This is a genomic window from Streptomyces sp. NPDC101237 (assembly GCF_044767465.1).
Classification (GTDB): domain Bacteria; phylum Actinomycetota; class Actinomycetes; order Streptomycetales; family Streptomycetaceae; genus Streptomyces; species Streptomyces gramineus.
The window spans coordinates 1-13,988 of the sequence record NZ_JBIWNY010000015.1 but is presented as its reverse complement, the minus strand read 5'-3'; the positions used below and the strand labels follow the sequence as shown (position 1 = coordinate 13,988).

General features: G+C 74.8%; 10 protein-coding genes. 7 read left to right on the top strand and 3 right to left on the bottom strand.

Annotation, left to right across the window (positions count from 1 at the left end):
- Positions 1-104 precede the first annotated feature (104 nt).
- The 4 genes from cyc2 (at position 105) to ACIRQ9_RS23025 (ending at position 5,227) form a co-directional block, all read left to right on the top strand.
- Positions 105-2,267 (top strand): germacradienol/geosmin synthase Cyc2, encoded by a 2,163-nt coding sequence (gene cyc2, locus ACIRQ9_RS23040; RefSeq protein WP_404176447.1) that lies wholly within the window; start codon positions 105-107, stop codon positions 2,265-2,267.
- 153 nt (positions 2,268-2,420) lie between these two features.
- The gene (locus ACIRQ9_RS23035) at positions 2,421-2,975 is read left to right on the top strand and encodes a PDZ domain-containing protein (protein ID WP_404176444.1); all 555 of its coding nucleotides are present in this window, start codon (positions 2,421-2,423) and stop codon (positions 2,973-2,975) included.
- A gap of 115 nt (positions 2,976-3,090) precedes the next feature.
- Entirely contained in the window at positions 3,091-4,221 is a 1,131-nt protein-coding gene (locus ACIRQ9_RS23030) for an aminopeptidase P family protein (protein WP_404176441.1), read from the top strand.
- Between the two features lie 61 nt (positions 4,222-4,282).
- Positions 4,283-5,227 (top strand): aminoglycoside phosphotransferase family protein, encoded by a 945-nt coding sequence (locus tag ACIRQ9_RS23025; RefSeq protein WP_404176438.1) that lies wholly within the window; start codon positions 4,283-4,285, stop codon positions 5,225-5,227.
- Positions 5,228-5,266: 39 nt separating this feature from the next.
- Here ACIRQ9_RS23025 and treZ read toward each other — a convergent pair whose 3' ends face one another.
- Positions 5,267-7,012, bottom strand: a complete 1,746-nt coding sequence (treZ, locus tag ACIRQ9_RS23020) for a malto-oligosyltrehalose trehalohydrolase (protein WP_404176435.1) — start codon at positions 7,010-7,012, stop codon at positions 5,267-5,269.
- 176 nt (positions 7,013-7,188) lie between these two features.
- Between treZ and ACIRQ9_RS23015 the strand changes: the two genes are divergently transcribed.
- From ACIRQ9_RS23015 to ACIRQ9_RS23005, 3 genes are all read left to right on the top strand, one after another.
- On the top strand, positions 7,189-7,740 hold the full coding sequence (locus ACIRQ9_RS23015) for an FHA domain-containing protein (protein ID WP_404176432.1): 552 nt from the start codon (positions 7,189-7,191) through the stop codon (positions 7,738-7,740).
- A gap of 171 nt (positions 7,741-7,911) precedes the next feature.
- Entirely contained in the window at positions 7,912-9,237 is a 1,326-nt protein-coding gene (locus ACIRQ9_RS23010) for a M14 family zinc carboxypeptidase (protein WP_404176429.1), read from the top strand.
- Entirely contained in the window at positions 9,234-9,641 is a 408-nt protein-coding gene (locus ACIRQ9_RS23005; protein WP_404176426.1) for an SSI family serine proteinase inhibitor, read from the top strand. Before ACIRQ9_RS23010 ends, ACIRQ9_RS23005 begins: the two co-directional genes overlap by 4 nt.
- A gap of 237 nt (positions 9,642-9,878) precedes the next feature.
- Here the strand turns inward: ACIRQ9_RS23005 and ACIRQ9_RS23000 are convergent, their stop codons facing one another.
- Both ACIRQ9_RS23000 and treY read right to left on the bottom strand, forming a co-directional pair.
- Positions 9,879-11,132 carry a M14 family zinc carboxypeptidase gene (locus ACIRQ9_RS23000; protein WP_404176424.1) on the bottom strand — a complete coding sequence of 418 codons (1,254 nt, stop codon included), beginning with the start codon at positions 11,130-11,132 and terminating at the stop codon, positions 9,879-9,881.
- A 290-nt stretch (positions 11,133-11,422) separates the two neighbouring features.
- The gene (gene treY, locus ACIRQ9_RS22995) at positions 11,423-13,822 is read right to left on the bottom strand and encodes a malto-oligosyltrehalose synthase (RefSeq protein ID WP_404176420.1); all 2,400 of its coding nucleotides are present in this window, start codon (positions 13,820-13,822) and stop codon (positions 11,423-11,425) included.
- Positions 13,823-13,988 lie beyond the last annotated feature (166 nt).

The window sequence follows — 13,988 nt, the reverse complement described above, 5'->3', positions numbered from 1 at the left end:
ACAGGGAGTGTCCGAAGTTCCCGGGTTTCGCCCGGGTTCACGCGATGGTGTGATCATGTGCCCCACGATGGATGGCCGTTGAGGCGCCCGGGTAGGGCCCGGCCATGACGCAGCCGTTCGAACTCCCGCACTTCTACATGCCGTATCCCGCGCGGCTCAATCCGCACCTGGAGGAGGCCAGGACCCACTCCACCGAATGGGCCCGCGGGATGGGCATGCTGGAGGGATCCGGGATCTGGACCCAGGCCGACCTGGAGGCACACGACTACGGCCTGCTGTGCGGCTACACCCACCCCGACTGCGACGGCCCGGCCCTGTCGCTGATCACCGACTGGTACGTGTGGGTGTTCTTCTTCGACGACCACTTCCTCGACATGTACAAGCGCACCCAGGACCGCGCCGCCGGCAAGGCCCATCTCGAACGGCTCCCGCTGTTCATGCCGCTCGACCCGGCGACGCCCGTGCCGGAGCCGCGGAACCCGGTCGAGGCGGGCCTGGCCGACCTGTGGGCGCGCACGGTGCCGTCGATGTCCCTCGACTGGCGGCGCCGCTTCTCGGTCGCCACCGAGCACCTGCTGAACGAGTCGATGTGGGAGCTGTCCAACATCAACGAGGGGCGGATCGCCAACCCCGTCGAGTACATCGAGATGCGCCGCAAGGTCGGCGGCGCCCCGTGGTCGGCGGGGCTCGTCGAGTACGCGACCGCCGAGGTGCCCGCCGCCGTCGCCGGGACCCGCCCGCTGCGGGTCCTGATGGAGACCTTCGCCGACGCCGTCCACCTGCGCAACGACCTGTTCTCCTACCAGCGCGAGGTCGAGGACGAGGGCGAGAACAGCAACGGCGTGCTGGTCCTGGAGACCTTCTTCGGCTGCACCACCCAGCAGGCCGCCGACACGGTCAACGACATCCTCACCTCCCGCCTGCACCAGTTCGAGCACACCGCCCTCACCGAAGTCCCCGCCGTCGCCGTGGAGAAGGGCCTCACGCCCGGCCAGGCCGCCGCGATCGCCGCCTACACCAAGGGCCTCCAGGACTGGCAGTCCGGCGGCCACGAGTGGCACCTGCGCTCCAGCCGCTACATGAACCAGGGCGCCGTCCCGGCCTCCTCCTGGCAGCACCTCACCGGCCCCGGCACCTCCGCCGCCGACGTCGGCGCGCTGCTCGCGTCCGCCGCCGCGGAACGCCTGCGGGCCTACTCCCACGTGCCCTTCCAGCAGGTCGGCCCCTCCCTCCTGCCCGACTTCCACATGCCCTACGAGGTCGAGCTGAGCCCCCACCTGGACGCCGCCCGGTCCCGGCTCACCGCCTGGATGCACGGCACCGGCATGCTCGCCGAGGGCGTCTGGGACGAGGACAAGCTCGCCGCCTCCGACCTGGCGCTCTGCGCCGCCGGCCTCGACCCGGACGCCACCCCGGAGGAACTCGACCTCGCCACCGACTGGCTGGCCTGGGGCACCTACGCCGACGACTACTACCCGCTGGTCTTCGGCGTCCGCCGCGACCTGGCCGGCGCCCGGCTCGCCACGGCCCGCCTCTCCGCCTGCATGCCCCTCGCCGACGAGAGCGCCACCGTGCCCGCCACCGGCATGGAACGCGGCCTGTCCGACCTGTGGGCCCGCACCACCGCCGGGGCGAGCGCCGAGGACCGGGTCGCGCTCAGGCAGTCCGTCGACCGGATGATCGAGAGCTGGCTGTGGGAACTGTCCAACCAGCTCCAGCACCGCGTCCCCGACCCCGTCGACTACCTGGAGATGCGCCGGGCCACCTTCGGCTCCGACCTCACGCTGAGCCTGGCCCGCCGCGGCCGCGGCCCGGCGATCCCCGCGGACGTCTACCGCAGCGGACCGGTCCGCTCCCTGGAGAACGCCGCCATCGACTACGGCATGCTCGTCAACGACGTCTTCTCCTACCAGAAGGAGATCCAGTACGAGGGCGAGATCCACAACGCGATCCTGGTCGTACAGAACTTCTTCGGCGTCGACTACCCGACCGCCCTGCGCGTCGTGCACGACCTGATGACCCAGCGGATGCAGCAGTTCGAGCACGTCGCCGGCACCGAACTCCCCGTGCTGTACGACGACTTCGAGCTGTCGGCCGAGGCGCGCGAGGCCATGGACGGCTACGTCCGCGACCTGCAGAACTGGATGGCCGGGGTGCTGAACTGGCACCGGCACGTCGACCGCTACACGGCCGGCCATCTCGCCCGCCGGGCCCACGGCTTCCTGCCGGACCGGCCCCCGCCCGCCCCGGCGCTCCCCGCCGGCTGACCGGCCACGGCCTCACCGGCACGGACCTCCTCGCGCACGGTCCGTGCCAGGCGCGAGCCTGCCCGCTTTCCGCGGCCGGCCCGCGGCAGTCTCACTCGTTCGTGTCACGTCGCGACCGCGCGCGCCGGGTAGGGCTGCGGCTGGAGGCGAACCATGGAACAGACCGCTTTGCGTCCCAAGCCGATCCCCGGGCAGCACCACCGGGACGACACCGAGCCCGGCCATCCCCGGCACCCGCACGCCGCGCGGCGGCGCGGCCGGCGGATCAGGTCCCTGCTGTTCTGCCTGTCGGTCGGCACGGTCCTGCTGCTGACCGGCGTCGGACTCGGCACCGCCGGTGCCACGGTGATCGGCCTGAGCAGACTGGCGGACCTGCGCAAACAGCCGCCGCCGGCGCCCGCCGGTCCCGTCGCGTCCGCCACTTTGGCCCCGCCGGCCGCGGCGACCGCGACCCTGGGCGTGGAGGTCGTCGACGCCGAGCGGGTGGGCGCGCTGGTGGTCGGTGTGCACGTGCCGGGGCCGGGCTACACGGCGGGACTGGTCCGGGGCGACGTGCTGCTCCAGCTCGGCGACCGGCGGATCGACAGCGCGGCCGACCTGGTCCGCGCGGTCCTCGCCGCTCCGCCGGGCCAGGAGGCGAAGCTCACGGTGCGGCACGAGAGCGGCGGCTACCAGCAGCTGACGGTGGTCCCCGGTGTCGTGACATGACCAACCCGGCCGGCCCGGCAGCGCTTGTGGGCAAACCGGCTCGCGCGGCCCCTCCGCTCCGGGCAGGATGCATGCCGGGGCCGTACCGCCCCGCATCCGCGCAAGGAGGCCCTGGATGACCGGCACCACCCCCGCCGCGCCCTTCACCGCCGGCGACTACAGGTCCCGCATGACGCGCGCGGCGCGGACCGCGGCGGAGACCGGACTCGCCGGCCTCCTGATCGCCCCCGGCCCCGACATGGTGTGGCTCACCGGCTACACGCCCACCGCGGTCACCGAGCGGCTCACCCTCCTCGTCCTGACCCCCGGCGGCGACCCCGTGCTCGTCGTCCCCACCCTGGAGGCCCCCGACGCGGAGAAGGCCGACGGCGCGGCCGTGCTGAGCCTGCGGGACTGGACCGACGGCACGGACCCCTACGCCGTCACCGCCGAGCTGCTCGGCAAGGACGGCCGCTTCGGAGTCAGCGACAACGCCTGGGCCATGCACCTGCTGGGCCTGCAGAAGGCACTTCCCGACACCTCCTACGCCTCCCTCACCGACGCGCTGCCCATGCTCCGTGCCGTCAAGGACGCGGCCGAACTCGACCTGCTCGCCGCCGCCGGAGCGGCGGCCGACGCCGCGTTCGAGGAGATCCGCACGGTCGCCTTCGCCGGCCGCCGCGAGTCCGACGTCGGCCGCGACCTCGCCGACCTGCTGCGCCGGTTCGGCCACGAACAGGTCGACTTCACCATCGTCGGCTCCGGCCCCAACGGCGCCAACCCGCACCACGAGGTGGGCGACCGGGTCATCCAGGAAGGCGACATGGTCGTCCTGGACTTCGGCGGCCTCAAGGACGGCTACGGCTCCGACACCACCCGAACGGTGCACGTGGGCCCGCCGACCGCCGAGGAACGCGAGGTGCACGACATCGTGCGCGCCGCCCAGGAGGCCGGCTTCGCGGCGGTCCGCCCCGGGGCCGCCTGCCAGGACGTCGACCGGGCCGCCCGTGCCGTCATCACCGACGCCCGGTACGGCGAGTTCTTCATCCACCGCACCGGCCACGGCATCGGCGTCACCACGCACGAGCCGCCGTACATGATCGAGGGCGAGGAACAGCCGCTGGTGCCCGGCATGTGCTTCTCCGTCGAGCCCGGAATCTATCTGCCCGGCCGCTTCGGGGTACGGATCGAGGACATCGTGACGGTGACCGGGGAGGGCGGACGTCGTTTCAACAACACCACCCGCGAGATGGTCGTCGTGGGCTGATTCGACCGGCTCCGGCGCACCTGCCCGCCCCCACCCACCCCGAACGGCGACGGCACGATCCATGACCCAGGCACCGACTCCCACCGCGGACACCGTCCGCCGACTGGTCCGCTCCCTGCTCAGGGAGGGCTCGGCCGCGACCCCGGGCCCCGACGTCCGGCCGGTGGCGGCCGGCGGAGAGCACTCCGCCTGGTGGGTCGGCAGCCGGTACGTGCTGCGGCTCGCGCCCGACCGCGAGGCCGCCGTCCGGATGCGCCGCGAACCACGCCTGCGCGACCTGGTGCGCCCGCACCTGCCCGTCACCGTCCCGGCCGGCGCCGCGCACGGCGAGTGGGCGCCGGGGCTGACCTGCGCGCTGGACGTGGTGATCCCCGGAGGCACCGCCGAGGAGCACGACGTCTCCGCGGTCGGCGAGGCCGACCTCGCGGGACTGCTCACCGGGCTGCGCGAGGTGCCGGTACGGCAGGCCGAGACGCTCGGCGTGCCCCGCATCCCGCCGCGCTCCCTGGAGGCGCTGCGCAGGATGGCCGTGCCCGCCGCCGAACGCCTCGCCGTCGCCGACGAGTTCGACCCCGCACCGCTGCTGCACTTCACCTCGCCGGGCGCCGTCCAGCTCGCCGCCCAGCCCGGTACGGCCGTACTGGTCCACCACGACCTCAGGGGCGAGCACCTGGTGGTCAGCGCCGACGGCAGGGTGCGCGGTGTCCTCGACTGGACCGACGCGGCCGTGGGCGACCCCGCCGAGGACATCGCCGGGCTCGCCCTCGCGGTCGGCGCCGGCGCGGCCGTCCGCGCGGCGACCCTCGCCGGCTACGGCGTCCGCCCCTGCCTGCGCGGCCTGTGGCTCGCCCGCTGCGACACCGTCCTGCGCCTCACCGACCGCCTGGACGGCCGCGACGACAGCCCCCTGCCCCTGCTGCGCACCCAGTTGCGGCGGGCCTGGGAGGCGATCCTGCTGGAGCGCGTGTCGGACCTGCGCGACGACGACGCGGACGGCCAGGCGTAGGCGTAGGGCCACGCGCGTCCCACGCCCGCACCCGCGGGCTCACGTCTGCGTCAGGACCACGCACGACGCGGCCGGCACCCGCAGCAGCCCGTAGGCGTCCGGCGCCGTCACGGTGTCCCAGGCGGCCAGCACCTCCACCCGCCCGGTGCCCAGCGGGATGGCGGCCGTCTCCTGCCCCAGGTTCACCGCGACCCGCACGTCACCGCGCCGGAACGCCAGCCAGCGGGCCTCCTCGTCGTACGCCACCTTGGTGTCGGACAGGTCGGGGTCGGTGAGGTCCGGCTGCTCGTGGCGCAGCGCGATCAGCCGGCGGTACCAGGCCAGCACGCGCGCGTGCGGTTCGCGTTCCGGCTCCGACCAGTCGAGGCAGGACCGGTCACGGGTCGCCGGGTCCTGCGGATCGGGGACGTCCTCCTCCGCCCAGCCGTGCGCCGCGAACTCCCGCCGCCTGCCGCGCCGTACGGCCTCCGCCAGCTCCGGGTCGGTGTGGTCGGTGAAGAACTGCCACGGCGTGGCGGCCGCCCACTCCTCGCCCATGAACAGCATCGGCGTGAAGGGCGCCGTGAGCGTCAGCGTGGCCGCGCAGGCCAGCAGACCGGGGGAGAGGACGGCCGAGAGACGGTCGCCCTGGGCGCGGTTGCCGATCTGGTCGTGGGTCTGGCTGTAGCCGAGCAGCCGGTGCCCGGCCACCCGCACCCGGTCCAGCGGCCGGCCGTGGTGGCGGCCCCGGAAGCTGGAGTAGGCGCCGTCGTGGAAGTAGCCGCCGGTGAGGGTCTTGGCGACGGCGGCGAGCGGGGCGCGCGCGAAGTCCGCGTAGTAGCCCTGGGACTCGCCGGTCAGCGCGGTGTGCAGGGCGTGGTGGAAGTCGTCGTTCCACTGCGCGTCGAGGCCGAGCCCGTGCTCCGCGCGCGCGGTGATGACCCGCGGGTCGTTCAGGTCGGACTCGCCGACCAGGAACAGCGGCCGGCCCGACTCGGCCGCCAGAGCGGCCACGGCCGCCGAGAGCTCCTCCAGGAAGTGGCACGCGCGCGTGTCGCACAGCGCGTGCACGGCGTCCAGGCGCAGGCCGTCGATCCGGTAGTCGCGCAGCCAGGCCAGCGCGCTGCCCACCAGGTACGCGCGCACCTCGTCGGAGCCGGGGGCGTCCAGGTTGACCGCCGCGCCCCACGGCGTGTGGTGCGTCTCCGTGAAGTACGGCCCGAACGCCGGAAGGTGGTTGCCCGACGGCCCGAGGTGGTTGTGGACCACGTCCAGGACGACACCGAGCCCGAGCCGGTGGGCCCGGTCGACAAAGCGCTTCAGCGCCTCCGGGCCGCCGTACGGCTCGTGCACCGCCCACAGCGAGACCCCCTCGTACCCCCAGCCGTGCCGGCCGGGGAACGGGCACAGGGGCATCAACTCCACGTGCGTGACGCCCAGTTCCCGCAGATGCTCCAGGCGTCCGGCGGCCGCGTCCAGGGTGCCCTCGGGTGTGTACGTGCCCACGTGCAGCTCGTAGAGCACCGCGCCGGGCAGCGCGCGGCCCGGCCAGTCGGCGTCCCACGCGTACGCCGTGTGGTCGACGACGGCGCTCAGCCCGTCCGGCCCGTCCGGCTGGCGGCGCGAGCGGGGGTCGGGCAGCACCGGGCCGTCGTCCACCGCGAACCCGTAGCGGGTGCCGTCCTCGGCGTCCGCCTCCCCGGCCCACCAGCCGGGCCGTCCCCGATCACGCTCCAACGCGCGTGCGGCGCCGTCGCAATGGAGCGTCACACGGTCTGCCTGCGGTGCCCACACCTCGAACTGCACGGACGGTTCCCCTTCGTCTGGCTCATCGTGAGGTAGTCCGTCCATCGTGCCGTGAAAAGAGATCAATCCGCTTTGAATCCCGGCTTTGCCGACGGGTGTCGCCGTACGTACGCGCGCGGGACGGCCCTTTCCCCGTTTTCTGGACACCCGGGGTTCACTGACCCAGAATCGGCAGCGTGACGTCGTCCTTCGAGTTCAACACCTATCCCGCGCGGCTGTCCGACGCGGAGCGCGAGAAGGCGCTGAGTGTGCTGCGCGACGGAGTCGCCATGGGACGGCTGTCGCACGACACGTTCGTGCGCCGGATGGAGCTGGCGCTGGCCGCCCGCCGGGCCGACGAACTCGCCGTGCTCACCGCGGACCTGCCCCAGGAGAACCGCTTCGCGCGCGTGCTCCTCGGCACCGTGGAGGCCGTCTCCGGGTTCACGGTGCGGCTGCGCCGGGCCTGGCAGGCCGAGCGGCTGCCCAAGCTGCTGCTGCCGCACCCCGGTTCCGGCCACCCGCTGCGCATCGGCCGCGATCCGGCCAACGGACTGCGGCTCAACCACGAGACGGTCTCCCGGGTGCACGCCGAACTCCGTCGGCAGGGGGGCGTCTGGGTGCTCAGGGACCTCGGCTCCACCAACGGCACGACCGTCAACGGCCGCCGGGTCACCGGTGCCGCCGTCGTCCGCGAGGGTGACCTGATCGGTTTTGGACGCGTGTGCTTCCGGCTGTCGGCGCACTGAGCCCGCACGTTGGTCACACCTTCTCTCGCGTGGCTGAAAAACGTGTCTCCGCCGCGGTGTTGACGTATCGGACAAGTCGTGACTGACTGTGCGTGCTCCACGCACATCACGTGAACCGACGGCGCAGCATCGTGGAGGTGTGCCCTGCCGCCCCTCCACCGCTATCCGTCTGTGGACGAGCTGTCCTCACGAGCGGCCCGGCTGGTCGCCGAACACCCGAGGACGGCCCGGCTGCACCGGATCGGGACCTCCCGCGCGGGTGCTCCGCTGTGGCTGCTTTCGATCGGTCACGGCAGCCGGCACACCCTCGTCGTGGCCGGCCCGCACGCCAACGAACCCGTCGGCGGTGCCACCGTGTTCCGCCTCGCCGACCGGGTCCTCGCCGACCCCCGGTACACCGAGGACGCCGACGTCACCTGGAACCTGCTGCTGTGCCTGGACCCGGACGGCTCGCGCCGCAACGAGGGCTGGCTCGCCGGGCCGTACACGCTCGGCCACCACTTCCGGAACTTCTTCAGGCCCGGCTTCCTGGAGCAGCCCGAGTGGCTGCCCGACGGGGCCGACGCCGCCGCGCTGCCCGAGACCCGGGCCCTGCTGGACCTCCAGGACCGACTGCGGCCCTTCCTGCAGTTCTCGCTGCACGGCGTCGACATCGGCGGCGGCTTCGTCGAGCTGACCGACGACCTGCCGGGCCTCGCACCGCGCCTCGCGCACACCGCGAGCCGGCTCGGCGTCCCCGTCGAACTCGGTGCCTACGACGCCCTGTACTGGCCGGTCCTCGGCCCGGCCGTCTACCGCGTGCCGCCGCCCCGCCGGGGCGGTCTGGCGGCCGCCCTCACCGAGGCGGCCGTCGAGTCCACCTGGTTCCCCCGGCACCGCCACGGCACCCTCACCGCCATCGTGGAGGCGCCCATGTGGGGCGTGGCCGCCGTCCAGGACGCCACGCCGCCCGCCGACCGGGACGCGGTGCTGCGCGCCGTCAGCCGGACCCTGCGGCACGACACCCGCCTGCTGGAAGGCGTCCTGGCCCGCGTCCGGCCCCGGCTGTCCGCCGCGCCGGACACCGCCCGGCTGCTCGCGCCGGTGGACGACTACCTGCTGGTCTGGCCGGGCCTCGCGGACGCCTGGGACCCCGGCAGCGCGGCCGCCGCGGCTCGCCCGCTGCCCCCGCTGAGCACCGCGCACCTGACCGCCCTGCGGATCGCCGGGCGCCGGCTGGTCCTGCGCACCGCCGGTCTGCTGCACCGGCTGGTGCGCGCCACCGGCCACGACCCGGCCGGTGCCCTGCCCGAGCTGGACCGGATGATCGACGCCTGGTGCGCCGACTGCCATCAGGCCTTCGGCGCGCGCTGGATCCCGGTCGCGCGGCAGGCCGAGTACCAGACGCGGGTGGTGCTGAGCGCCTTCGGTCTGGCGCAGCGGCACGCGCGCGTGCGTGCTCGTTCGGGTGAGCCGGGCTGGGGCGCGGAGGCCGCCGTGCCGATGCACCGGGAATGAACCCTCTGATCAGAGCGACAGCGGCCGGCGGCACCCTGCTGGCGGCCGTCGCACTCCTGGCCGCCGGTCCGGCGCGGGCCGTGCCCGGCGCCGCCCGCGGCGGCGACTACCTGTTCCTGACCGTCACCAGGGGCGAGAGCCGCTCCGGCGGCACGCTGCTGCTGTGCGACCCGCCCCGCGGACACGCCCGCGCCGCCGAGGCGTGCGCCGGACTCGCGGCGGTGGACGGCGACATCAGGCGGCTCCCACCGGCCGCGAACGCCATGTGCCCGATGGTCTACGCCCCGGTGACCGCGCGGGCACTCGGGCGGTGGCACGGCCGCCCGGTCGACTACCGCGAGACGTTCGCCAACTCCTGCCGGCTGTCGGTCCGCACCGGACCGGTCTTCGCCCTCGACGGCTGAACCGGGCGGCGGCTGAACCGGGCAGTCGCTGAACCCGGCGGTGGCTGAACCCGGCGGCCGGCCGGTGCCTATCGGCGGCTGCGGGGCATGCGGCGCCGGTGGCTGAAGCGGGCGGTGGCTGAACCGGGCAGTCGCCGAAACCGGCGATTGTGAACCCGGCGGCCGGCCGGTCCTTGGCGGCGGCTCCGGGCGTACGGCGCCGACGGACGTGTCCCGCCGGGCCCCACCCCGGGGGCCTCACGCCGCCCGGTCGCGGGCGTGCTGGGCGGCCGCCAGCACCGTCCTGGACTGGTGCTCCACCTGGCGCTCCAACGGCACCCAGCGGGCCTGGAAGCGCTCCCCGTAGGCGTCGCACCAGGAGGAGACCAGCTCCTCCAGCCGCGGCGCCGCGCGGTCGTCCGCCTCGCGCAGCACCCGCAGCAGCATCGACGCGGCCCGCAGCGGCAGCCGCCGCCCGAAGGCGTCCACGCTGCCGACATAGGCCCGGGTGGTGTCGATCGGGGGCCGCCGCACCCAGTCCTCGGCGAGGCCGGGGATCAGTGCCAGCGCCCAGCGCGCCGCCCGCAGCAGCGGTCCGTCCAGGAGACCGTCGAGCCGGGGCAGCGCCTCGGTCAGCACCCGCTCCACCTCGCGCGAGTCCCGCAGCAGCCGGCCCGCCAGCCGCCGCATGGCCGCGGCCGGCGCCGGGTGCGGGGCCGGGTCGTCGACCAGGTCGCTCGCCCACATCGGCACCTCCACCACCGCGGTCAGGCCGCCGTAGCGGTGCGCGTGGTACCAGGTGCTGTGCCGGGCGTCGTCCGGCAGGCTCGGGTAGGCCACGCCCGAGCCCGGCGCCGGCATCACCCGGACCCCCGGCCCGGACGCCGGCCAGCCCGCGGCGTCCGAGGCGCCGGTCTCCACCGGGATGTGCAGCTCCGCCGCCGACTTGGCGAACGGTTCGGCGAGCCCGGGCACGTCCCTCGTCAGCTGCACCCAGCTGCCGCCCAGGTCGGTGCCGTGCAGGGTCACCTGGAGGTAGGGGCGCAGTTCGTCGATGACGCCGAGCAGGGCCAGGGTCTCGGGCGGCAGCCGGTCCGGGGGCAGCACCGAGGGCGACCACTCGGGCTGTTCGGGACCGGACGGGCGGTAGAAGCCGTGGTGGTAGTCGAGCAGGCTGCGCGGTGCCGGGGTGACGTGCAGGCTCGCCCCGTCCGGGTCCGCGCACAGCAGGAAGTGCCAGGAGGTGTCCGCCCTCAGGTCCCGGTCCCTCAGCACCCGTTCGGCGAGCACCTGGAGCGTGCCGCCGCCCGCGGGTTCGTTGGCGTGGGCGCCCGCGACCACCAGGACCGCCCGCCGGGCGTGCCCGACGGACAGCAGGTGCAGCGGTCTTCCCGCGCGGGAGACGCCGATCTCCCGCAACGCGCACAGGCCGGGCCGGTGAGCGGCCAGCGCCCGGGCGGTCGCGACGAGTTCGGGAACACTGGGGTAGCGCAGCTCCGGCAGGAGACTCACCCCCGACTTGTCCGCCCGGCTTCGCATTGTCCAGTCCCGCACGGCATGGGTGAACTGTCAAGAACCTCCCGGGGGAGGCTCCAGGGGGCGCCCGGACGCATGTGCGGTCGGCCGCCGCGACGACGGGCGCCGACGGGGGTGCGAAGCCATTACGGGGCGCGGAACGGCTCCGCGCGCCTTTACCGACGCCGGGGGCGCACGACGGGTTTCGGCACCGCCCGGACTCGGCCTCATATTCACCCGTACGAGTGAATATGAGGCCACTTGGGCCCACCGGGACGTCGGCCCCGTCAGCCCTCGTCGCCCGCGCCGCCGGTGCCGGACGCCCCGCCGGTGCCGCCGGTCCCGTCGACCCGCTCCAGCAGCGCCACCGGCCGTCCCTCGAACAGCTCCGCCACGCGCACGCGTCCCGTGAACTCCCGCCCCGGAGCCAGCACGTCCGCCCACCGCCCCGGCGGCAGCGGCAGGACCGTGTCCCGCCAGCCCTCCGCCGCCGCCAGCCGCAGCGACAGCCGGGTCACCGCGGTGACCACCTCGCCGGAACGCGCGAACGACAGACAGTGCGCGGCGGCGGGGCCCTCGGCCGCCAGCGGCGCGTACGTCGCCTTCTCACCGAAGACGTCCGGGCGGCGCGCCCGCAGCCGCAGCGCCGCCGCCGTCACCGCGTCCTTCTCGCCGGGCCGCCCGGGCGGGAAGGAGACCGGCCGCCGGTTGTCCGGGTCCACCAGCGCCCGGAACTCGCCCTCCGTGCCCTGGTAGACGTCCGGCACGCCCGGCATCGTCAGGTGGACCAGAGCCGTGCCGAGCACGTTGGCCCGGACGTGCGCGTCCAGCGAGGCCCGGAAGGCTGCCACGCGGGCTCCCGGCGCCCCGCAGGGCCCCTGCGCGACGAACGAGGCCACCGCCTCCTCGTACGGCGGCTCCTGCTCCGTCCAGCTCGTGTACAGGCCCGCCTCGCGCACGTGCTTGAGCAGCGCCCCCTGCACCCGCTCCGGAGCCGCGGGGCCCAGCCCGAACACCGTCTGCCAGGCAGCCCACGCCAACTGCGCGTCCGGCACGCCCGCTCCGTCCCCGGTCACCTCCGTCAGGACGTCCGCCCACCGTTCGGAGCACTCCGTCAGCACCGCCAGCGCCGCCCGGACGTCGGCGCTGCGCTTGGTGTCGTGGGTCGTCACCACCGTGCCGGTCAGCGGCCAGTCGCGCTGCACGCGCGCGCAGTACGCGTGGAAGGCCTCGGGGGAGACCCCGGGGCTGCCGGGGTCACCGCCCACCTCGGTCGCCGACAGCAGCGGCACGTAGCGGTAGAACGCCGTGTCCTCCACGGACTTGGCCCGCAGCGCGGACGAGGTCTGCGCGAACCGGGCCCGGAACTCGGCGGGCCCGGCCCCGTCGTCCGGCCCGAGCAGCAGCCGGCGCACCACGTCCACGGCCCCGCCCTCCTCGGGCACCAGGAAGGCGGTCCGCGCCTCCTCGGCGTCCTTCTCGGTGATCACGTCGGCCACGTCGGCGGAGCCGTACGGCCGGTACACCCGCATCCGTACCAGCAGCTCCTCCAGCGCGATGCGCAGCGCCCACGGCGCCCGGTCGCGCAGCGCCGGATCGGGGGAACCGGCGCACACGCGCGCGGCGGTCCGGGTCAGGCGGTCCGTCTCGGCCGCCAGCTCGTGCGTGAGCACCTTGTACGCGGCCCGCCGCACGGTCGCCGCCCAGTCGCCGCCCCGGTCCGTCTGAGGGGCCGCGAACCGCCGGTACCCGGCGAGCAGTTCACCGGCGCCCACGGGATCCGTGAACAGGCCGTCCACCTGCCGCAGCGCGTCGTACCCGGTGGTCCCCGCGACCGGCCAGCCGGCAGGCAGCCGCTCGTCGTCGGCGAGGATCTTCTCCACGACCGTCCAGCGCCCGCCGGTCGCCTCGTCGAGCCGCGCCAGGTAGCCGCCGGGATCGGCGAGGCCGTCCGGGTGGTCGACGCGCAGCCCGTCCACCACGCCCTCGTGCAGCAGCTGGAGGATCTTGGCATGGGTGGCCGCGAACACCTCCGGGTCCTCCACCCGCACCCCGATCAGCTCCGAGATGCTGAAGAACCGGCGGTAGTTCAGCTCGGTCCGGGCCAGCCGCCACCACACCGGGCGGTACCACTGGGCGTCCAGCAGCTCCGGCAGCGGCAGGCCCGCGGTGCCCTCCCGGAGCGGGAAGGCGTGCTCGTGGTAGCGCAGCACGTCGCCGTCGACCACGAGCTGGTCGAGCACCTCGCCGACCGGGGCGCCGAGGACCGGCACCAGCAGCCGGCCGTCCTGCGCCGCCCAGTCGATGTCGAACCAGCGGGCGCTGGGTGCGTCGGGGCCCTCCCGCAGGACCTCCCACAGGGCCTTGTTGTGGCGGGGCGACATCGCCATGTGGTTCGGCACGATGTCCACGACCAGGCCGAGGCCGTGCTCCCGCGCGGTCCGGGCGAGGGAGCGCAGTGCCTCCTCGCCGCCGAGTTCCTCGCGCACACGCGCGGGGTCGACGACGTCGTAGCCGTGCGTGGAGCCGGGGACGGCCTCCAGGACGGGGGAGAGGTGGAGGTGGGAGACGCCGAGCGAGGAGAGGTAGGGCACGGCGGCCTCGGCTGCCTGGAAGGGGAAGCCGGGCTGGAGCTGGAGGCGGTAGGTGGCGGTCGGCACGGTGGCGGAGGTGCGCTCGGCTGTCATGGAGACCTACGTACCCGCCCGGCGGGATTCTCTGTCACCGGAGACGGCCGAGAGCCCGGCGGCGGGGGGGGGGCGGGGCCGGCGCCCCCCCCCCCCCCCCCCCCCCCCCCGGGGGGGGCCCCCCCCCCCCGGCCCCCGGCCCCCCCCCCCCCCACCCCCCCCCAAA

What these genes read in the sequence shown, in the direction of transcription:
- ACIRQ9_RS23025 (WP_404176438.1), top strand. Translation starts at nt 4,283, where the DNA reads ATGACCCAGGCACCGACTCCCACCGCGGACACCGTCCGCCGACTGGTC.
- ACIRQ9_RS23035 (WP_404176444.1), top strand. Translation starts at nt 2,421, where the DNA reads ATGGAACAGACCGCTTTGCGTCCCAAGCCGATCCCCGGGCAGCACCAC.
- ACIRQ9_RS23005 (WP_404176426.1), top strand. Translation starts at nt 9,234, where the DNA reads ATGAACCCTCTGATCAGAGCGACAGCGGCCGGCGGCACCCTGCTGGCG.
- cyc2 (WP_404176447.1), top strand. Translation starts at nt 105, where the DNA reads ATGACGCAGCCGTTCGAACTCCCGCACTTCTACATGCCGTATCCCGCG.
- ACIRQ9_RS23030 (WP_404176441.1), top strand. Translation starts at nt 3,091, where the DNA reads ATGACCGGCACCACCCCCGCCGCGCCCTTCACCGCCGGCGACTACAGG.
- treY (WP_404176420.1), bottom strand. Translation starts at nt 13,822, where the DNA reads ATGACAGCCGAGCGCACCTCCGCCACCGTGCCGACCGCCACCTACCGC.